The organism is Vibrio splendidus 12E03, assembly GCF_000272105.2.
Lineage (GTDB): Bacteria > Pseudomonadota > Gammaproteobacteria > Enterobacterales > Vibrionaceae > Vibrio > Vibrio splendidus_I.
The window spans coordinates 21,452-40,102 of sequence record NZ_AJZD02000234.1; the positions used below are offsets into that span (position 1 = coordinate 21,452).

Sequence of the window (18,651 nt, forward strand, 5' to 3'; positions counted from 1 at the left end):
GAATAAAGGAAAAACTATGAGCATGGACTTGCGTCAACAATGTGATTTGTTGCTTTCCGGTCACCTAGAACCGACTCCAGCACAAACATTCGCTCAGATGGCTGAATGGTGTGAGGCACACAATGTGAGCCATGATAGCTACGGCGATGGTGAGTTTATCGAGAGCTTCGAAAACAAAGTCGCGGAACTGCTAGGATATGAAGCGGCTGTATTTGTGATTACTGGCACCATGAATCAACCAACAGCATTAGAAATTGCGTGCCAAGAGAAAAGAAACCCAGTAGTGGCGATGCATGAATCGAGTCATATTATGCGTCATGAACGCCAAGGGTATCAGCTCCAAAACCGATTCAACGTACTTCCCGTTGGCAACGTATTTCGCACTTGGAATGTTGATGACTTAAAGGCGTGGCCTGATGAGATTGCAGCCGCTCTATATGAATTACCCATGCGTGAAATCGGCGGCCAATTACCAGAATGGGATGAGCTTGAAGCGATCAAGCAGTACTGCAAAGAACAATCAATTCACCTTCATATGGATGGTGCGCGTTTGTGGGAATGCGGCGCCTATTACCAAAAGTCATACAGCGAGATTGCTCAGGGCTTCGATAGTGCTTATGTTTCGCTGTACAAAGGTCTCAATGGCCTTGGGGGGGCGTTATTGTTGGGCGATAAAGCCTTTGTAGCGAAAGCATCTGCGTGGATGAAGCGCCAAGGTGGCAATGTTTATCACCGAACGCCTTATGTGGTTTCAGCAGCAATGCAGTTTGATGAGCGATTAGAGTTGATGCCATCACTGTTTGAGCGAACAAAACAGATCTACCAAATCTTATTAGACTATCCTCAGTTCACTATTAATCCGCAGCAACCGCAGGTCAACATGCTTCACCTATATTTACCTGTGAACTATGAAGACGGCATTATTGTGAGAGATAACATAGCGAAGAAACACAAGATTTGGATAGGAAACCCAGCGATCAGTGAGTTGCCAAACCAATGTAAGATTGAATGGTATGTAGGGGATAACCTACTAAATTTGCCTGATCATGAGCTGATAGACATTCTAGATTTTATTAGCGAAGAGCTGATTTGATCACGGAAGAGCTGGCTGAAGAAGAACTGATCTAATTGGAACTGAAATGGATACAGGAAAAGGTTCTTATATCCATTTATATAGCTAGGATGTCCGGCTCTGTTACATATACTGGTTGATGTACACATCAACTAAGAACATGAACACTGGAACCGTGCTGAGAAGTCCGAAGAAGACGATTGGCACCCAGTTTTTCATTTTCTTTTTAGGTTGCTCAGTGTTATTCATAAATTCGGCCTTAAATTTGTTGTTGAGTCTGTTTAGCTTTTTGGTACTAAAAATCTAAGTGTATGGTATCAAATAAATGGGTTTAGCCCTATGTAGATTTAGAGAACCGTGGTGTGTATCAATCACATAAAATGTAAGTGATTCATAAACGGTTCATAAAGGTTCAACAATAATGAACCTATTAGAACAAGTATTGCCTTACTCGGCATATGAAATAAACAGTATTACAAGATTTGGAGAATACAGAATGAAAACAATAGGAAACATCATTTGGTTTCTGTTCGGTGGTGTATTTATGGGGCTGGCGTGGTGGTTCTTCGGACTGCTCGCATTCCTAACCATCGTTGGTATTCCATGGGGTAGAGCGTGTTTTGTTATGGGTAACTTCTCATTCTTCCCATTTGGTCAGGAAGCGATTTCGCGTGATGAACTGACCAATGAAATGGACATTGGCACGAGTCCGCTAGGTGTGATTGGTAACGTTATTTGGTTCTTGTTTGCGGGAATCTGGCTTGCGATTGGTCACATCATGTCAGCAGTGGCGTGTTTCATTACCATCATCGGTATTCCGTTCGCGATTCAACACCTTAAGCTCGCGGTTATCTCGCTGGCGCCAATCGGTAAGACGGTTGTCGATAAACGTGAAGCAGAAGCGGCGCGAGTAAGAAATTACAAAGGTTAAGATTACACTTTCAGCCTGATTGAATTGAAAAGCACATCGCATGATGTGCTTTTTTGTGCCTCTGTTCTTATCTCTCGATGCTCATATCCTAAACACTAACTAGGCGTTGTTGAGCTAGACATTATTGAATAGGACTTCAAGCCGTAGGGTGATGTTGGCTTCTTCGGTGTGTTTCTCATGGGGCTCTCGTTCCCATTGATAACGAGGGATGAGTTCGTAGAACAGCCACTCTTTCCATACGTTTTGTCGGTAGGTAACCGAAACCTGAGCGTATTCGTAATGATTATGCGGCTCATCCGTTGCATTAATCGTGGCGCTATATTGAAGTGCTTGGTCTTGGGCAAGGTAGTGATACAAGATTAGCCCTGTACCATAGTTCCAACCTTTAAGGTTGTCGTTGTACCCTGCAAAGCTTGACCATCGAGCCAAGAAATCATCACTCAAAGAAAGATCAAAATCGATGTCAGTGATTTCGCCAGTCTCTTGTTTTTCTTGATATACACGTTGAGTAAGCCTGAATACCGCATCGGTTGTGAGAGGGTAGGTAAATCGGTAGCGAGCTTCAATACGCGGGCGCAGTGTCGCTTTGATATTGAAGCTACTGTAACCCTTGGCATAAGCATCGTAACGTAGGCCGAGTGCGCTCTCTAATTCCTCTGAATCTTGCGGAAAGAAATCCAAGAACTCTTCATCGCTGACAGATTCGTAGATCAACTTTAGGCGTTTACTGACAAAGGGGAGATGAAGGCGCGCTTTGAGCTTGGTCGAGTAGTCTAGCTCCCCACCTTCAGAATAAATAAAATCGTTATACCAACGTACAGATGTGCCAGCTCTGGCATCTTCAGTTATTCGGTCATCTACAAAGAAGCTATCGAACCAGAGTGCAGGTTGGCAAAATTTACTGTTCAGAAAATGGTAAGCCTTTTCGACAGGGACGTCTTCTAACGGCTGACTGTGGCACTCATTCTGTTCCTCTGCCTGAACGGAGTATGAAATGAGTGACGCCAATAATGAGGTGCTAGCTATCCTACGACTCAATGGAACCTGTTTGTTATTCTATATATCAATAGTTTGACTATAACCAAGCGATTGCAACAATGCGACTTTTTAGTGATGAGTGATGAGTGATGAGTGATTAGCGAGGAAGATAAAGGTTTGAAAGGGATTGGATAGATAAAAGAAAACGGACTCACAAGGTGAGTCCGTTTGTTTTAGCTATAAGAAGTGATTTGTATCTAGGTTACATTGCCGCTTCGAAGATCGCTGAGATCTCTTCGTGAGTTGCTTGTTTAGGGTTGGTGAAGCCACAAGCATCTTTAAGTGCATTATCAGACAGCGTTGGGATATCTTCTAGTTTCGCACCAAGTTGCGCGATACCAGTTGGAATGTTCACGTCGTTTGCAAGTTGAACAATCGCGTTGATCGCTGCTTCTGCGCCTTGTTCTGCCGTCATGCCTTCAACATTCACACCCATTGCTTTTGCCACATCACGTAGACGCTCAGGACAAACTTGTGCGTTGTAGCGTTGAACGTGTGGAAGCAAGATAGCGTTACATACACCGTGTGGAAGGTCGTAGAAACCACCCAGTTGGTGCGCCATTGCATGAACGTAACCCAGTGACGCGTTGTTAAACGCCATACCCGCCATGAATTGTGCGTAAGCCATCTGCTCGCGAGCTTCAATGTCTTCGCCGTGCGTTACTGCTGTTCTTAGGTGCGCTTGCACAAGTTCGATCGCTTTAATTGCTACAGCGTCGGTAATTGGCGTTGCTGCGATTGAAACGTAAGCTTCGATTGCGTGGGTTAACGCATCCATACCCGTTGCTGCAGTCAGTGATGCAGGTTTAGCAAGCATCAACTCAGGATCGTTTACTGAGATAAGCGGAGTTGTGTGCTTATCAACGATAGCCATCTTAATGTGACGAGCTTCGTCAGTAATGATACAGAAACGTGTCATCTCAGATGCTGTACCAGCTGTGGTGTTGATAGCGATCAATGGCATCATTGGCTTTTCAGATTGGTCTACGCCTTCGTAATCTGCAATCTTGCCGCCGTTAGAAGCAACCAGAGCGATACCTTTTGCACAGTCGTGTGGAGAACCGCCACCTAGAGAAACAACAAAATCACAATCGTTGTCAGTCAGCAATTCTAGACCATCGTTCACGTTAGTGATGGTTGGGTTTGGTTGAGTGCCGTCGAATACAACTGCATCTACGCCACGCTGGCTAAGAAGGTCTTGTACCTGCTTAACTACGCCAATTTGGTTCAGGATTTTATCAGTTACGATCAGACCTTTTTTAAAGCCTTGAGACTGAATGCTATCAGCAGCATCCTTCAGACAGCCAGTACCCATGAAGTTGATTGTAGGGATGTAAAATGCAGTAGACATTGGAAAACTCCGTTAATTATGATCTTTAATTTCCTACATGTTGTCGGCATTCAAGTGGTCGACCATTGATCTGGAACAACTTTGATCCCGAACTACCACTTTGTGGCTAGTCATTGTGATAGGGCTCATATAGCAATCGTTTTCATGGTTTTTGGCTGTGTTCTTTGTCAGTATTGGTTAGTGATAAATTGACTCCAACAAGAGCAGAATGGTGCTCTATAACAATGAAAAATAAGGTTTTTCACTGAACGTTGCTCTGGTTAGGCTGGTGTCGATTTTTTATCAGAGTCATCACTGCATTCAATTTGAGGATCTTGCGACTCTTCAGAACCAAGGGTGTCTTCTGGCTCCTCGTCATAGTATTTGACAAGAAAAGGGGTGAGCATGACAGATGACGGTAAAAAGTGCTTCATAATACCTCCCGGTACTTAAGTGTGTTTCTTGTATGGTATTGGTTTAATATGTGGCAAAATTTGCGATACATCATGACTTGTGGCTTGTTATCTATAAATTATTAGATTTATATACAGGATCACAGATTTGCGAGTAAAGTGATTGCCAGCCTACAAGGCGAAAAGAAAAATTAAGCAAAACTACGATAAAAACAGACACAGCATTGCTCAACAGCGCGAATAACAGGACAGAAAATGAAGTACGATTGGATATTCTTTGATGCGGATGAAACCTTGTTCCACTTTGATGCTTTTCAAGGAATGAAGCTGATGTTCTCCCGTTTTGGTGTGGACTTTAGTGAACAGGATTATTCGGTTTACCAAGAGGTGAATTTACCACTTTGGGTAGATTACCAAGATGGGCGTATTACGGCAGCTCAACTGAAGCACGCGCGTTTTGAAAGCTGGGCAACAAAGCTAGAGACAACAACAGCAGAACTAAACAGTGCATTTTTGACCGCAATGGCAGACATCTGTTCGCTGCTTCCTGGTGCAAAAGAGTTGATGGAGTCTTTAAAAGGCAAAGTGAACATGGGCATCATCACTAACGGTTTTACAGAGCTGCAGTCAATCCGTTTAGAGCGCACAGGAATGACGGATTACTTTGATCACGTGATCATTTCTGAAGAGGTTGGGGTAGCGAAACCGGATGCCGAGATTTTTGAATATGCGCATAAGCTGGTTGGATTGCCATCGAAGCAAAGAATATTGATGGTCGGGGATAACCCACATTCCGATATTCTAGGTGGGTTAGATTTTGGCATTGAAACTTGCTGGTTAAATAGCCAAGAAAAGGCAACGCCAGCGGGCATCAATCCTCACTATCAAGTGAAGTCTTTGGCTAACTTGCAAGCTCTGCTGCTGGCTTAGTTATTAACTGCCTGCCACTACTGAATACGCATCATAACTGGTTGATTTCGTTAATTGAGCAATGCTTTGTAAATTGATTGGCGTTTCGCTGGTGGATAGATGCTTCGTTAATTGATTAATGTTTCGTAAATTGATAGATGCTTTGTAAACAAAGTATTGATGGCCGAGTACGAAAATGTACTCGGCCAATTATTTTGAACTTGGTTTAACCATAGAGTGACCATCAAAACAGATAAAGGAAAAGGCGTGCTGAAATCTCATCGTTATAGCTGCTACGGTATTATCGCCATTTTATTATGGAGCTGTTTGATTGCTCTGTCTCGTAGTGTCTCAGAACAGCTAGGTCCAATTGGTGGTGCAGCCAGTCTTTATACGGTAAGTGCACTGTTGTTGGTCTGTGTTATGGGTTTACCAAAGTTGTCACGCTTCTCTAAGTCTTACTTGCTGATTGGCGGCGCCTTGTTCGTTTGTTATGAGATTTTCCTGGCTCTGGCATTGGGAATGGCGAACAGCCGACATCAAGCCATAGAGATGGCAGTAATCAACTATCTATGGCCGGCACTGACGGTGTTGTTTGCGGTGCTGCTGAGTGACAAAAAGATTAACTGGTTGGTTTATCCAAGTATCTTTTTGGCATTCTTCGGTGTGGCTTGGAGCATCAGTGGTGATCAAGGTCTATCTGTTGATCAAATTGCTGCCAACATTGCGACTAATCCTAAAACTTATTCTATGGCGTTTTTTGGTGCGATTATTTGGGCTGTTTACTGCAACTACACCCAGCGCGTTGCTAAAGGACAGAATGCGATTGTGCTTTTCTTTATCGCTACGGCGATCACTCTGTGGATTAAATATGCGTTGAGTGATGAAACAGGCATGGTGATGACAACGAGTGCGGCGATTGACTTAGCGTTAGCTGGCGCTTGTATGGGCGCAGGCTATGCGCTTTGGAACACGGCGATTCTGGGGGGCAATATGGTGTTTCTTGCAACCATGTCTTACTTTACGCCAATCTTCGCAACCGTACTATCTTCGTTGATTTTAGGCTTGTCGTTGACCATGACATTTTGGCAGGGCGTTTGTATGGTAACCGTTGGTTCACTCGCTTGCTGGTGGGTAACAAGAGAAAAGCCGACGGTAAAGGCGTCGGCTTCTAAAAAGGTTCAATCTCACTCTTAATTTGAGTTTATGTACTCAGGTGAGGTGTGTCCTCGTTTGCTATGGAAAACTTAACTCGCAACATTGAGATTCAATTGAAGCTCATAAGGCATCTTAGATAGGCGTCGCTTAAGCTGTCGGCGCGTTCGTTCAATATCATCGACCGCAATGGCTTGTTGGTCGTTGGTATGAATATCAACGTTAATTCTTAGTTCTGGGCCAACCTTAGTCACACCCATCAGCTCCAAATCTTGATCCGCTTCTTTGTCTACCGCGACAACGTTCTTATCTACCGCGTCACAAATATCTTTGGTTGCCGACATCATCAGCAGTTCACGCATTGCTTCTCGTAACATGTCGAATGGCACTTTAATGAAGTAGAAAGACATCAGTAACATCATCATTGGGTCGGCATATACTGCGTATGACGCAAGAGGCGAGAATGTCATTGCCCACGCTACGACGAAACCAGCCGTTACCGCGACACTCAATAGTGTATCCATCTGCCACTGTTTAGATTCCGCTTGAATCAAACCTGAAGAGATACGTTTGCTCTTGTTAGCGATGTACCACCAAGCGTAACCACAACCCAATACGTTGAAAATACCAAACAGAGTTGCGATAGAAGCATCGACCTCACGACCACCTGTCATCAAGGCACCAATCGCAGAGTAAAGTGAATAACCAACCACAAGCAGAATCACAACGGCTTTGATGGCAATCACAATCGGCTCGATGATAGCTCGACCGAACGGGAACTCTCTATCTGAAGGGCGGTTAATGTATTTTGAAGCAGCTAGTGACAATAAAGTTAACAGTAAGCTGATAAGAGAATAGACACCGTCAAATACTATGACCAGAGAGCCAACGAGAAGACCCAACACCAATCCGCCAATTGCGAAGCCTGATGCTAAAAGGGCTGAGAACAATAGTACTCGATTTTCGTTTTGGCTTTTCCTGTCACACATAATATTTTCCAGATGTTTTTGATAACTTCATTGTTCTAATATTGAGCTAACTTTACAAACTTTATCTGATGACGTTTATATGTCCTATTTAAGCAAAATGTATAAACACTTTAAATTCAATGGCTTAGGTTGAATTTAAGGTGTCAATAAAGTTGACGTTGAGTGTTTTTTGGGATGTTATGCAACTGAAATAGGATCGTTTATGATTAATAAAACACATTAGTCGCTAAGGTTTTATTGGTCTTCTAGATTGAACTGCGACTGCGACTGCGACTGCGACTGCGACTGCGATGGACAAGGAGTGAATCAATATGAAGTTTGACGATATCAGTGATAACGATTTGTGGGCGATTGCTAACCCGATCATGGATAATCTGATGGATGGTTCAACCAAGGTTGATCATGAGCAGCACTGTCGAGACTTTACTCAAAGAATGAAAGACATTGTTACGCCGGAATATTTAGAAAAGGTGTGCCACCATTATCAGCACAGTAATGGCTTTTTTGCTGAGCGTGAGCCTGTGGCGCTATTTAGACGTTCAGACTCCATCGCTTTTGTGTGGAAACAAGCTTACACCATTGCCAAAGGTGAGTTTGTCGCTGAAATGGTATTGGTTGAAGAAGACGGACGCTACTTAGTGGATCACGTGATGGTTTTTTAGGAGCAGTGCTGTTTGTGATTTTGCCCTTTGCTATAGACGATAAGCTATAAGCGCGAGCTAGAAATCAAACAAGTAGTCACTAAGCTGGTCGGCTAACCAATTCATTCCCGGGTGCTCCGCCATGCCAGCTGCGGTAAACATACAGTAGTCTTCTTGAGTCAGGCCGTAGGTGTGTTTGATCACCGCTAATTCTTGTTCACGTAGCAAGTGACGAATCAGTGGCTCTGGCATTACGCCCCACGCCTCTTCACGTAAAATCGTATCCAACATAAAGTCAAAGCTAGAGAAACCAATGTAGCGACGCGAAAAGGGCTCAAGCTCTGGATTATCCTTTTCATTAAGATAAACCATGGTCGCTTGCATCGAATTTCTCAGTACCTCATCAGACACTCGTCGCATCGCACTCAAATCATGGCCTTTCTTACATACAGACATCATTCGAATCTTACCAAGCGGGTTGTAGATAATTCTTGGGTCATCGACACGTTCGTAATCGACGCCAAATGCGAAGTCGACTTGCTGAGTTTCAACTAGGTTTGCTAAATCACCGCTCGACGCGAGAACGAAGTTGAATGAGGTAGAAGGGTACTTGTTATTTAAGGCATGAGATAAGTCCTGCCACATTTCATCGGGTAGGGAATCATCTCGCGCTATCCAAATCTCTGCGTTAAATTCGCCTGAAACATGCAAGCAGGTCTGTTTAATACGCGCTGCTGTCACCAACAAGCCTTCGCAATCTTTGTAAATCGCTTTACCCGCTTCAGAAAGTTCAACGTGGTTTCCGCTGCGTACGAACAGCTCGACATCTAACTCTTTTTCCAAGGCTTTAATCGACATGCTGAGTTTGGTTCGGTTGCATTCTAGCTGGCGTGCAGCTTCAGACACTGATCCTAAATCAGCAACGGAACAAAAGGCTTGGACTTGAGAAAGGTTCATTTCATTTCCATATTAAGCGGGGGGCTGGTGCATATTATCTGAATATTGTGCTGACTATCTTAGAAATAGTCCATCTTTGCATGATAACTCTATGACGAATTGACTAATTTGGTTTACTCTGGGGGGGTTCCGAACCTACAAGAAGTAAAGATGGAGGCCATGATGGCGAAACAATGGGACGAGTACGCCGTTGATTGGGATAAAGATCCCGCGACCGCAGTATTCGCACAGTCCGTATTTGACCAGTTAACACAGCTCGTTGACTTAAACGGAACCCGTGTCCTTGATTTTGGTTGTGGTACAGGACTACTCAGCCAGAAAATATCTCCTTTAGCAAAAGAGATCATCGCACTCGACATCTCCGAAGGGATGATTGAAGAGTTAGATAAGAAAGAGCTACCTAACGTTGAACCGGTTGTTGATATTTTATCGCGCGGACTAGCAGCGCAGCATCCAGCATTCAGAAATCAGTTTGACCTAGTGGTCGCTTCTTCGGTGTGTGGTTTTATCCCGAACCTACAAGACACAGTCAGTCTGATTTATACGTTGCTTGAAAATGATGGCACGTTTGTCCACTGGGATTGGTACCTAGAAAACGGCAGTGAAGATTATGGCGTAAGCCAGCAGCGCTCGGAGAATGTACTGAGTGCGGCAGGTTTCTCTGTTGTTGAAGTGTCGACACCGTTCTCTGTTGATACACCACAAGGTGAGTTAAAGGTATTAATGGGTGTTGGACGTAAACAAGCGCTTCCTGATCTGTAATCGTGTGTATGCCTTGAGCTAGCATTCAGAATGCTCATTTAAACTACGAAACCCACATCAACGGCCTTAAAGCCAGTTATGTGGGTTTTTCTATTTTTACGGCTTCGTGTTTTAAACGGACTATACCTAATGTCTTCATGACGGCTAATTTCAATTATCCAATTTCCATTTTGGAAAAACAGCATTGCATACATTTCATTAGTGGAAATATGATGGTGAGATATAAAATAAGCCCATAACAATTTTAAGGGTTTAATAATGAGCCACCAATCTGCGTCATCTACTTCTTCACCACTTTCAGAGCAACAACAACGCTTTAGCAATATCATTTCAGATGCCCACCTGTCTCCAAAGCAGAAGTCGAGCTATCTTGCCTTAGAAGCTGAAGCAAGCTTGCCGTATATGGCGGTAAGCAACGAAGTAGTGCAAGCCCTACAACAAGGTGTGCTATGTGACATGTTTGAAGGGCATGCACCATTTAAGCCGCGCTATGTACTTCCAGACTATTCTAAATACTTACATCAAGGCTCAAAGTATTTAGAGCTTAGCGCGGCAACTAATTTCGATGAAGCATTGAACATGCTTACCATCCTTTACCACCATGTTCCGTCTGTGACATCAATCCCGGTATACCTAGGTCAGTTGGATGATGTACTGATGCCATTTGTTGGCGGCTTGACGGATGAGCAGGTATATCAAAAGCTTAAGCTGTTCTGGATTATGCTGGACCGCACATTGCCAGATGCCTTTATGCATGTGAATATCGGCCCGACCGATAACATTGTGTGTCGTACGATTTTGCGCGTAGATGCTGAACTGAAGCAGATCGCACCAAACCTAACCTTTATGTATGACCCTGCTGTGACACCTGATGATCTACTTCGTCATGCGGCAAGCAATATCTGCGAGTGCAGTAAACCACATATCGCAAACTATCCAGCGCATGCCGAGGCTTACGGCGACAAGCGTTTTGGTATTGTGAGCTGCTATAACTCTTTGCCTTTAGCGGGTGGTTCAAACACGCTAGTACGTATGAACCTGAAGCAAGTGGCGTTGAAGTCTGAGGACAGTGCTGATTTCTTACAACAAGTATTGCCGAACTACAGTGGCATCATGGTTGAATTGATGAACGCTCGTAGCCGCTTCTTGCATGAAGAGTCTAACTTTTTTGACGGCTTCCTGACCAAAGAAGGCCTTATCGAAGAAGACCGCTTTGCGCCAATGTTTGGTATTTATGGCATGGCGGAAGCCGTCAACATCTTGATGGAAAAAGAAGATAAATCAGGGCGCTATGGTCACGATGAACAAGCTAATCAACTCGGTCACCGTATCTCTGAAAAGCTGGCTGAGATCGTCGAAAGCTCTGAAGTGAAATATGGGCTGGAAGGTAAGGCTCTGCTGCATGCTCAAGGCGGTATTAGCCTAGATGAAGATGTGACTCCGGGTGTCCGTATTCCTTATGGCACCGAACCAGATCCAGTCTCTTACGTTCGTGCTACCGCGGGTCACCATAAGTTCTACATGTCGGGCATCAGTGACATTCTGACCATCGACGAAACAGTGAAATCTAACCCTGAAGCGATGTTCAATTTGTGTAAAGGTGCGATTCAAGCGGGTTACCGTGAGTTTACGGCTAACGTGGCATCAAACGATTTGGTTCGCGTGACGGGTTACATGATTAAGCTGTCTGACATTGCCAAATATGACGAGCAAGGCTCACGCACCAATACCACCTTCTTAGGTGCTGAAGCTGCGAAGAACACGGGCATATTAGAGCGTAAACCACGCGTGGCGAGCTTAGAGATGTCGCCGACATACGAATAGCTTTAACGTGCGTGTGTTATGTGTGTGTTGCGTTTCGACTACGAACAATGTGAATTATGAAAATTTCTGATCTAACAACTCAAATGGCTAGGGTTAAAAATAATAAGACAGAAAAACAAGCGAAGGTCAGCCGTGTGCTGACCTTTTCTTGTGTTGATGGACCGGGGAATCGGCTTGTGCTGTTTCTACAGGGGTGCAATTTCGACTGTATAACCTGTCATAACCCTCATACCATCAATCACTGTAACCATTGTGGAGATTGTGTGAGTGGCTGTCCAAGCCGTGCTTTAAGCATGGTTGATGGCAAAGTGAAGTGGGACCCAGCAGCTTGCACCAACTGCGATAAGTGTATTGATGTCTGCGACCATAAGTCGAGCCCGAAAATTACCACAATGACGGTCTCAGAGGTTCTGGAGCTTGTCAGGCATAATCAGTTTTTCTTGAGTGGCATTACCGTTTCTGGCGGTGAAGCGACCATGCAGTTGCCGTTTATCATAGAGCTATTTCAAGCGATTAAAAGTGATCCTCAGCTAGCGCACCTTACGTGTTTTATTGATAGTAATGGTTCGCTGTCACTTCAAGGGTGGGACAAGGTGTTGCCTTATCTTGATGGCGCGATGATTGACCTAAAATCATGGCAATCGGAAACACATCAATGGTTAGTGGGCAGAGGCAACCATAGGGTGTTTGAAACCATTAACTACTTAGCAGATAAAGGAAAACTGCACGAAGCTAGGTTGCTGCATATTCCAAATAGAAGCGACCTTGAGGACGAAATTGAACAGGTGGGGCGTTACTTGAAGACTCTACCAAGTGATGTTCGAATTCGACTGAATGCGTTTCAACATCATGGTGTCATTGGCGAAGCGTTAGATTGGCCGAAATGCAACGAACAACAGATGCAGAGCTTTCACGATAAGCTATACACCATAGTTCAAAGACCGATGCAAACCCCTGAGGTTTATACCTAGTCTTTAGATTTCTTAGGCGGTCAATCAGGCTTCTAAGAACGTTAACTTTCTAAAGATATTAAGTCTCTAAAAATATTAAGCTTCTAAAAACAGGTCACACAACCATTTGATCGCTTGATCATTCATGTTGGGTTTATTCCACACCAAGCTATACGCCACCTTACCGTAATCAAAAGGCAAGGGCTTGCTCACTAAGCCCTGAGCTTGTTTAGCATGCTCAGCCCACTGTTTAGAGCAAGTGAACAGGAAAGGTGTGTGGTGACACAACACAGCCGCAGCGCCGAAGTCCGCGACCGATATTGCCATCTCTCTTGGCTGGTGGCATTGAACCAAGTTTTGTTCAAAGTAGGGCTGAGACAGTTCGTTATCTAAAATCCCAATGTGCTTGTAATCTAAGTAGCCTTCCACCGTCAGTTCTTGCTGAGCAAGAGGGTGATGTGCGCCCATCAAACAAACCATCTCGTCAGGAAGAATTGTTTCCCAAACCAGCTCTTTGTTATCGGTCGGCGGCTGAGATATATCATGGGGCAACAAGATCAAATTGACCTTGCCACTGAGCAAAGCATCGAAGCCGAGCTGTTGTTTCGAATAGATGTTGAGCTTCGCGTTTGGTGCGAGTTCAGTGGTAATTTTGCTGAGCTTTGACGCGAATACTTCAAAGGTACTTTCGCGCATCGAAAGTGAAAAGCTGCCTTGGTATTCTTGAGGGGTAAAACTCTTCTGATGAAGCAGTCCGTTCATGCTTGAAAGAATCGCGTGAACAGTAGGAGCTACCTGCAAGGCAAATGGCGTCGGGATCAGCTTGGTGCCGTCCCGATAGAAAAGCTCGTCGTTAAGTATGTCACGCAGCTGAGATAATGTCTTACTCACACTCGAAGGGCTGACAAAGAGTTGCTCTGAGGTTTGAGTAACGCTGTGGGTGTTCAGCATAATATGAAGCGCAGTGAGGTGCTTAAGGCTCACTCTAGATAAGTGTAAGTAATCCATTTATGACTCACGCATTCAGAGTGGCTTGTGCTCTTGTGCAATCCACAAAATCTCACAAGCCAAATTGGATAAAGGTTATTAACGAGCTAATTTGTGATGAGCTCGCGAAAAGTGACCTGCGCAAAACGCGCCTACAATCGACAGTTCACCCGCTAAACATAATGCAGCACATACCTCAGCTAAGGCTTGCGATTTACCATTGCCGTGAAGACCAAGTAAATCTAGACATGCCTTTTGGCTTGGTAGACCAGTGCCGCCGCCTACTGTACCTAGCATTAAATTAGGCAGTGTTACGCTAGCGTATAGGCCACCTTCTTTGTTCAACTCCATGCGAGTCATGCCAATGGCAGATTCTGCAACACACGCTGCGTCTTGTCCGCAAGCAATATAAAGAGCAGCTAGTGCATTAGCGTAATGGGCATTGATACCGATAGTGCCGCTCAGAGCGCCGCCCACAGTGGTCATTTGACCAAACTGAACCATCTTCTCTGGCGTGGTATGTAGATACTTAGCCACCAGTTCTGCTGGGATATTAACTTCAGCGGTTACCTTTTTGCCGCGCACGCTGCGCAAGGTTTGGGTATTGGCTTTCTTATCACCCGACAAGTTACCATCAAGGAAGGCATGGTCAGGCTTAACTGGTGTGTGTTCGATGATGTACTCAAATACCGCGTTGGTCGCGATGGTCACCATATTCTGACCAGATGCGTCTCCCGTTAGAAACTCAAACACCAAGTAAACATGGTTGCCTTCAATGTTGATATTGATGTCGGTCAGTTTGCCGTGAGAAGTCGTAGATTCTGCTAAAGTTTTAAACTTTTCATATTGGGTCACGGCCCATGCCACAAATTGCCCTGCTTCTACTAACCCTTGAAACGCAAACCCTGGGGTGCGCGTAACACCTTCATTCAACAACATTGCACTCGCGCCACCACAGGCACTAATGAGTTTAGAACCACGGTTGTAAGACGCGACAAGTGCTGCTTCGGTTGTTGCCAGTGGAACTAGGTAATCACCTTGGGCAAACAAGCCGTTAACGCGCAATGGGCCAGAGATACCTACAGGTACCTTAACAGTGCCAACGAAGTGCTCGATGTTTTTCTCATAGGCTTGCATCTGACTTTCGGTATGAGGGTCGAGTAGCTCTTTTTGTGATTCTTCATTATCGAGAGCAGTCCAACGACGTGTCACATTCTTTTCTGTCAGGTAAGGGCTAGGAGTCAGCTTGTTTGCTGGCTTTTCAAAATGAGGTTGGAGTTTATTTTCTAATTCGTCTGCGGAGATATCGCCCCCTAAAATAGAAACATAGTCACGGCGATGCAGATTTAGTTTTGGCATAAATAGTATGAAGTAAAGTTTGTGCAGCAAAATGGTTTGCGCTGATTCTACCGAGTAATAAACCAGAAACAAGCGCCAGATATAATGAGTTACAGTTTGTGTGCTTATTGCGTCAAAAAGCGTCCAAAGTGGTTGAATCGAGTCGATTTAGAACATTGAAAATAAGTGCGAACAGTAAGTATAGCTTAGATGTGGATGTCTAGAAGACTACCGATCGCTTCGTTTTGACGATCAACCACACTCGCACCCACACGGTTATAACTGGCACTTTGGGTTAGCTTCAATAGTGAATCGGTTGAAGATGAAACAGGTTCTGGGTCTTTGTCTTTAAACGAAATGGATTGTTCAGGCTCTATTTGGTTGAAGCTGAGATCACTGCCTTTGAAAGCATCATCGGATTCTGGAGTGTGTTTGGAGGCTTGATTGAGCTCGATCGCGGCTTCTTCAGCCATGTTGTTTGACTGCTGAATAATGGCGTAACCAGATTGAATACCAGATATCGACATAGCAGAACCTTTAATTGACGTGTTGAATAAGTCTAGGTGGACGATATTTTGAGCGCAATGGTGAAGGGGTAAAATTTACAGTGAAACGGAGTACTTAAGCTAAAATAGTGACGTCTGTCTATTAACTGAACAGATCGTTCAATGCATTTAGTTCTTCATCAGTAAGAAGAGTTTGTTGTTCCGTTTCAAGATTACCGTCAATCTCGCCTTGCAATGCTTTTAATTGCTGCGGGCTAAGAAGCTGAATCTGTTGTTTGAATGCTTCAAATTGTTGTGTATTCATAATGTGACCTTGGTGCAAATCCATATGCTCAATTGAGCATAGACTACTGGTGCAGGAAATCAAACAAGATTAAGTGAATATTAAACGAAATTTGTAATTTCCTAGAACTAAGACAACTATAAATTCCTCTGGTCGTTTTTTTGTCCGACAAATGTTAGGCAAAGTTAAGGCTTGGTCAATCAAAGTCAGAAAATTCCTACAACGTAAAAATCGTCTTAACCCTTATGGGGTAAGGGTAGGTAAGCAGTTGCTCTACTCAATTAGAGGTATTGGTAGAGCAACATATAACGGTAACAAATGATCAAAAGGTGTTCGATTAATGCTATCTTTTTGTTTTTACAGTATTTTGTTTGTCTATTAAGAATCTGCTTTATCGAGCGGTTTATCAATCTTCACCTTAACCGCAAACTTGGTCGCTAGCGTATGCAGTTCTGGAAGCATTCGATAAATCAAATGAAGCTGTTGTAAGACCATTCTGACAGAACTCTCATCTTCCTCTCGCCATTCACTTAGACGTTTATCAAGTTCAGGGTCGTATGCATTTTTAACCTCACACTGTTCACGATGTGAATAGAGTTGGTCATTCAGAGCATCAAGGTGCTCGTGTATCACACGGTGTGCATCCAGAACGAGCTTGTGTGTGGATTCGTCGTCAATACGCGTCCTGTGTGCGCCCAGTGCCGAAATATAGCTGAGTAGGGCGTGATTCAGCGTTAGAAAGCGAAAGCTCTCATCCTCAGAGGTTCGATATTTACCGGGTTCCACCAACATGCTGCTGATAGCGCTAGTCAGGTTCGCATCGTTATTGTGTGCGCTGCGGCGGGCGATACGGTAATTCAATGTGTCTTTCTTACCTACACGATATTGGCCGATGATTTGCGCGAGGTAGTTCTTGTTGGAATCAAGAGCATCAGCCATCACTTTATGCAGTCGTTTTGATTGCCAATCAGGTAACACATAAACGACCGCCAATACAGCGAGGGCACAGCCTATGAAGGTATCTGCCAGTCTTGGTAACACCACGGCGTATCCTTCGCCAAGTTGGTTAAAGCAGAACAATACCAATAGGGTAATAAAGCCTGTTGCGAATCCGTAGTTGTTGATACGGAACGCAAAAAACATCACGCCACTGATCACAATGAACACCAACTGGCTCTCTTGAGAAGGGAAGAAGGTCAGTAGCGGAACGCCAATTAATAAGCCTGCAACGGTGCCAATGACACGTGCAGTAAGCTTTTGACGAGTAGCGCTGTAGTTTGGCTGACACACAAATAGCGTCGTCAGTAGAATCCAGTAGCCGCGTTCAATGTCAAAACCTTGAATAATGCCGTAACCGAGTGTCAGCGTGATCGCCATACGAATTGCGTGACGAAACAGCATCGAATCTGTATGCAGGTTGGCTTTTATCTTTTGCCACATCGCCGTTAAGGTGTGCGGATTGGTATCGTCTAAGACATCTTCTTCTAACTTCTCTGCATCTGGGTTACTGATGTTCGATAGCTGCTTTTCAACCGTTGCAAGGTTATTGAATAGATAATCCAATTGGCTCAGCAATGGCTTCCATTCTGGTTTGTTTTGTTGATGAAGGTGATTAAGTGAAGACATCAGTTCATCAAGCGCCAATACCGATTTATCGCCATGTTGGTATTCCGCGCCAACCTTTAGCGAGCTCGCCACTTCTTTACACGCGGTCGCTTGCGCTTCCAGCAGATATTTAAAACGGAACAGCACATCAGAGCGCTCAAAGTGTTTGGCAAGTTCTTGATAGCGATAGTGGGTCGAACTCACGCGTTCGTGAATGTCTTGCGCGATGAAGTAAGTATTGAGGAATCGGTCACTGGGTCCGTCAATGTGTCCGCGTTTGGAGCGATTAAGCAAGGTTGCTTTACACATGTTGAGCGCATTGACGGTACTCGCATTTAATTTGGCTTCAATAATGCGGTGCGGCTGAGGGATAAGATCAGATACTGGGTAGAACAGTTCTGCCTTAGATTCCATGTAGGTGCCAACCTGATCAAACACGTTAGCAAGGTTTTGCTGCACAGGTTGCATTGGCCATACAATCTGCCAGATCATCGACATGAAGTAGTACCAAGCCGCGCCTGTTAAGAGCAATAACGGTTGGAACCATAAGTTGATGCTCTCATGAGCGCCGAGCATGGTGTAGATAGCAACCAGCAGAGAACCAAACGCGATGCTGGCATATTTGGGCCCAATTGCACCGAGCATGATGAACGAGAATGTGGATGCGAAAAGACCTAATGCGAATAACCAAGGTGTGTCGAACAGCAGTTCTATAGAAAAGGCGGCGATCGCAAAACAGATAAAGGTCAGGGTGAGCGCTTTCAAGCGTCCCGTAAAGCTGTCATCACTTTCTGCCAGTGCCGCGGCGATCACACCTAAGATCAATGGAGTGATGAGTGTGTTTTGCCCATAATACCAAGCCGGAACGACAACACCGAGCAGAGTGATGAGAATTAATACGCTGTAATTTATGGTTTTATTCGCCCAATAGAGGCGTAATTTGGCTGAAAAGTCCACAGTC

Annotated in this window: 19 protein-coding genes; 8 read left to right on the forward strand and 11 right to left on the reverse strand. The window is 44.4% G+C overall.

Annotated features, from left to right (window positions below; translation table 11 throughout):
* Positions 1-16: 16 nt before the first annotated feature.
* Positions 17-1,093 (forward strand): threonine aldolase family protein, encoded by a 1,077-nt coding sequence (locus A142_RS15330; RefSeq protein WP_019825755.1) that lies wholly within the window; start codon positions 17-19, stop codon positions 1,091-1,093.
* 102 nt (positions 1,094-1,195) lie between these two features.
* Here A142_RS15330 and A142_RS25575 read toward each other — a convergent pair whose 3' ends face one another.
* The gene (locus tag A142_RS25575) at positions 1,196-1,321 is read right to left on the reverse strand and encodes a hypothetical protein (RefSeq protein ID WP_017060906.1); all 126 of its coding nucleotides are present in this window, start codon (positions 1,319-1,321) and stop codon (positions 1,196-1,198) included.
* A 247-nt stretch (positions 1,322-1,568) separates the two neighbouring features.
* Here A142_RS25575 and A142_RS15335 point away from each other — a divergent pair, with 247 nt between their 5' ends.
* Positions 1,569-2,003: a YccF domain-containing protein gene (locus A142_RS15335; RefSeq protein ID WP_004730224.1), complete on the forward strand. Its 435-nt coding sequence runs from the start codon at positions 1,569-1,571 to the stop codon at positions 2,001-2,003.
* 114 nt (positions 2,004-2,117) lie between these two features.
* Here the strand turns inward: A142_RS15335 and A142_RS15340 are convergent, their stop codons facing one another.
* The 3 genes from A142_RS15340 to A142_RS25200 form a co-directional block, all read right to left on the reverse strand.
* Complete coding sequence (locus A142_RS15340; protein WP_019825756.1) at positions 2,118-3,041, reverse strand: hypothetical protein; 924 nt, start codon at positions 3,039-3,041, stop codon at positions 2,118-2,120.
* 202 nt (positions 3,042-3,243) lie between these two features.
* Complete coding sequence (gene yiaY / locus A142_RS15345) at positions 3,244-4,392, reverse strand: L-threonine dehydrogenase (protein WP_017064788.1); 1,149 nt, start codon at positions 4,390-4,392, stop codon at positions 3,244-3,246.
* 260 nt (positions 4,393-4,652) lie between these two features.
* Positions 4,653-4,805: a hypothetical protein gene (locus tag A142_RS25200; RefSeq protein WP_019825757.1), complete on the reverse strand. Its 153-nt coding sequence runs from the start codon at positions 4,803-4,805 to the stop codon at positions 4,653-4,655.
* A gap of 234 nt (positions 4,806-5,039) precedes the next feature.
* On the opposite strand from A142_RS25200, the gene yjjG reads away from it, so the two are divergent.
* Positions 5,040-5,714, forward strand: a complete 675-nt coding sequence (gene yjjG / locus A142_RS15350) for a pyrimidine 5'-nucleotidase (protein ID WP_019825758.1) — start codon at positions 5,040-5,042, stop codon at positions 5,712-5,714.
* A 246-nt stretch (positions 5,715-5,960) separates the two neighbouring features.
* Complete coding sequence (yddG, locus tag A142_RS15355; RefSeq protein ID WP_019825760.1) at positions 5,961-6,890, forward strand: aromatic amino acid DMT transporter YddG; 930 nt, start codon at positions 5,961-5,963, stop codon at positions 6,888-6,890.
* A 50-nt stretch (positions 6,891-6,940) separates the two neighbouring features.
* On the opposite strand, the gene A142_RS15360 is transcribed toward yddG, so the two are convergent.
* Positions 6,941-7,837 (reverse strand): cation diffusion facilitator family transporter, encoded by an 897-nt coding sequence (locus tag A142_RS15360; protein WP_019825762.1) that lies wholly within the window; start codon positions 7,835-7,837, stop codon positions 6,941-6,943.
* A gap of 311 nt (positions 7,838-8,148) precedes the next feature.
* Here A142_RS15360 and A142_RS15365 point away from each other — a divergent pair, with 311 nt between their 5' ends.
* The gene (locus A142_RS15365; RefSeq protein WP_019825764.1) at positions 8,149-8,499 is read left to right on the forward strand and encodes a hypothetical protein; all 351 of its coding nucleotides are present in this window, start codon (positions 8,149-8,151) and stop codon (positions 8,497-8,499) included.
* Positions 8,500-8,556: 57 nt separating this feature from the next.
* Here A142_RS15365 and A142_RS15370 read toward each other — a convergent pair whose 3' ends face one another.
* Positions 8,557-9,435, reverse strand: coding sequence for a LysR family transcriptional regulator (locus A142_RS15370; RefSeq protein WP_019825766.1), 879 nt, complete (start codon positions 9,433-9,435; stop codon positions 8,557-8,559).
* A gap of 162 nt (positions 9,436-9,597) precedes the next feature.
* Between A142_RS15370 and A142_RS15375 the strand changes: the two genes are divergently transcribed.
* From A142_RS15375 to A142_RS15385, 3 genes are all read left to right on the forward strand, one after another.
* Positions 9,598-10,197 (forward strand): class I SAM-dependent DNA methyltransferase, encoded by a 600-nt coding sequence (locus A142_RS15375; RefSeq protein WP_029405676.1) that lies wholly within the window; start codon positions 9,598-9,600, stop codon positions 10,195-10,197.
* 258 nt (positions 10,198-10,455) lie between these two features.
* A complete protein-coding gene (locus tag A142_RS15380) occupies positions 10,456-12,021 on the forward strand; it encodes a YjjI family glycine radical enzyme (RefSeq protein WP_019825769.1) in 1,566 nt (521 codons plus the stop codon).
* A gap of 56 nt (positions 12,022-12,077) precedes the next feature.
* Positions 12,078-12,992, forward strand: coding sequence for a YjjW family glycine radical enzyme activase (locus A142_RS15385; RefSeq protein ID WP_019825775.1), 915 nt, complete (start codon positions 12,078-12,080; stop codon positions 12,990-12,992).
* A gap of 75 nt (positions 12,993-13,067) precedes the next feature.
* On the opposite strand, the gene A142_RS15390 is transcribed toward A142_RS15385, so the two are convergent.
* The 5 genes from A142_RS15390 to yccS form a co-directional block, all read right to left on the reverse strand.
* Positions 13,068-13,979, reverse strand: coding sequence for a LysR family transcriptional regulator (locus A142_RS15390; RefSeq protein ID WP_029405677.1), 912 nt, complete (start codon positions 13,977-13,979; stop codon positions 13,068-13,070).
* A 78-nt stretch (positions 13,980-14,057) separates the two neighbouring features.
* On the reverse strand, positions 14,058-15,317 hold the full coding sequence (locus A142_RS15395; protein ID WP_029405678.1) for a hydroxymethylglutaryl-CoA reductase: 1,260 nt from the start codon (positions 15,315-15,317) through the stop codon (positions 14,058-14,060).
* A 185-nt stretch (positions 15,318-15,502) separates the two neighbouring features.
* Complete coding sequence (locus A142_RS15400; protein ID WP_019825779.1) at positions 15,503-15,823, reverse strand: hypothetical protein; 321 nt, start codon at positions 15,821-15,823, stop codon at positions 15,503-15,505.
* Positions 15,824-15,944: 121 nt separating this feature from the next.
* Positions 15,945-16,130 (reverse strand): hypothetical protein, encoded by a 186-nt coding sequence (locus A142_RS15405; protein ID WP_017629650.1) that lies wholly within the window; start codon positions 16,128-16,130, stop codon positions 15,945-15,947.
* A gap of 333 nt (positions 16,131-16,463) precedes the next feature.
* Positions 16,464-18,647 (reverse strand): YccS family putative transporter, encoded by a 2,184-nt coding sequence (yccS, locus tag A142_RS15410; protein ID WP_019825783.1) that lies wholly within the window; start codon positions 18,645-18,647, stop codon positions 16,464-16,466.
* Positions 18,648-18,651 lie beyond the last annotated feature (4 nt).

Bases quoted from the DNA above. Each gene is read 5' to 3' on its own strand.
- A142_RS15335 (WP_004730224.1), top strand. From the start codon at position 1,569: ATGAAAACAATAGGAAACATCATTTGGTTTCTGTTCGGTGGTGTATTT.
- A142_RS15385 (WP_019825775.1), top strand. From the start codon at position 12,078: ATGAAAATTTCTGATCTAACAACTCAAATGGCTAGGGTTAAAAATAAT.
- A142_RS25575 (WP_017060906.1), bottom strand. From the start codon at position 1,321: ATGAATAACACTGAGCAACCTAAAAAGAAAATGAAAAACTGGGTGCCA.
- A142_RS25200 (WP_019825757.1), bottom strand. From the start codon at position 4,805: ATGAAGCACTTTTTACCGTCATCTGTCATGCTCACCCCTTTTCTTGTC.
- A142_RS15380 (WP_019825769.1), top strand. From the start codon at position 10,456: ATGAGCCACCAATCTGCGTCATCTACTTCTTCACCACTTTCAGAGCAA.
- A142_RS15360 (WP_019825762.1), bottom strand. From the start codon at position 7,837: ATGTGTGACAGGAAAAGCCAAAACGAAAATCGAGTACTATTGTTCTCA.
- A142_RS15400 (WP_019825779.1), bottom strand. From the start codon at position 15,823: ATGTCGATATCTGGTATTCAATCTGGTTACGCCATTATTCAGCAGTCA.
- A142_RS15330 (WP_019825755.1), top strand. From the start codon at position 17: ATGAGCATGGACTTGCGTCAACAATGTGATTTGTTGCTTTCCGGTCAC.
- yiaY (WP_017064788.1), bottom strand. From the start codon at position 4,392: ATGTCTACTGCATTTTACATCCCTACAATCAACTTCATGGGTACTGGC.
- yjjG (WP_019825758.1), top strand. From the start codon at position 5,040: ATGAAGTACGATTGGATATTCTTTGATGCGGATGAAACCTTGTTCCAC.
- A142_RS15405 (WP_017629650.1), bottom strand. From the start codon at position 16,130: ATGGATTTGCACCAAGGTCACATTATGAATACACAACAATTTGAAGCA.
- A142_RS15370 (WP_019825766.1), bottom strand. From the start codon at position 9,435: ATGAACCTTTCTCAAGTCCAAGCCTTTTGTTCCGTTGCTGATTTAGGA.
- A142_RS15395 (WP_029405678.1), bottom strand. From the start codon at position 15,317: ATGCCAAAACTAAATCTGCATCGCCGTGACTATGTTTCTATTTTAGGG.
- A142_RS15365 (WP_019825764.1), top strand. From the start codon at position 8,149: ATGAAGTTTGACGATATCAGTGATAACGATTTGTGGGCGATTGCTAAC.
- A142_RS15375 (WP_029405676.1), top strand. From the start codon at position 9,598: ATGGCGAAACAATGGGACGAGTACGCCGTTGATTGGGATAAAGATCCC.
- A142_RS15390 (WP_029405677.1), bottom strand. From the start codon at position 13,979: ATGGATTACTTACACTTATCTAGAGTGAGCCTTAAGCACCTCACTGCG.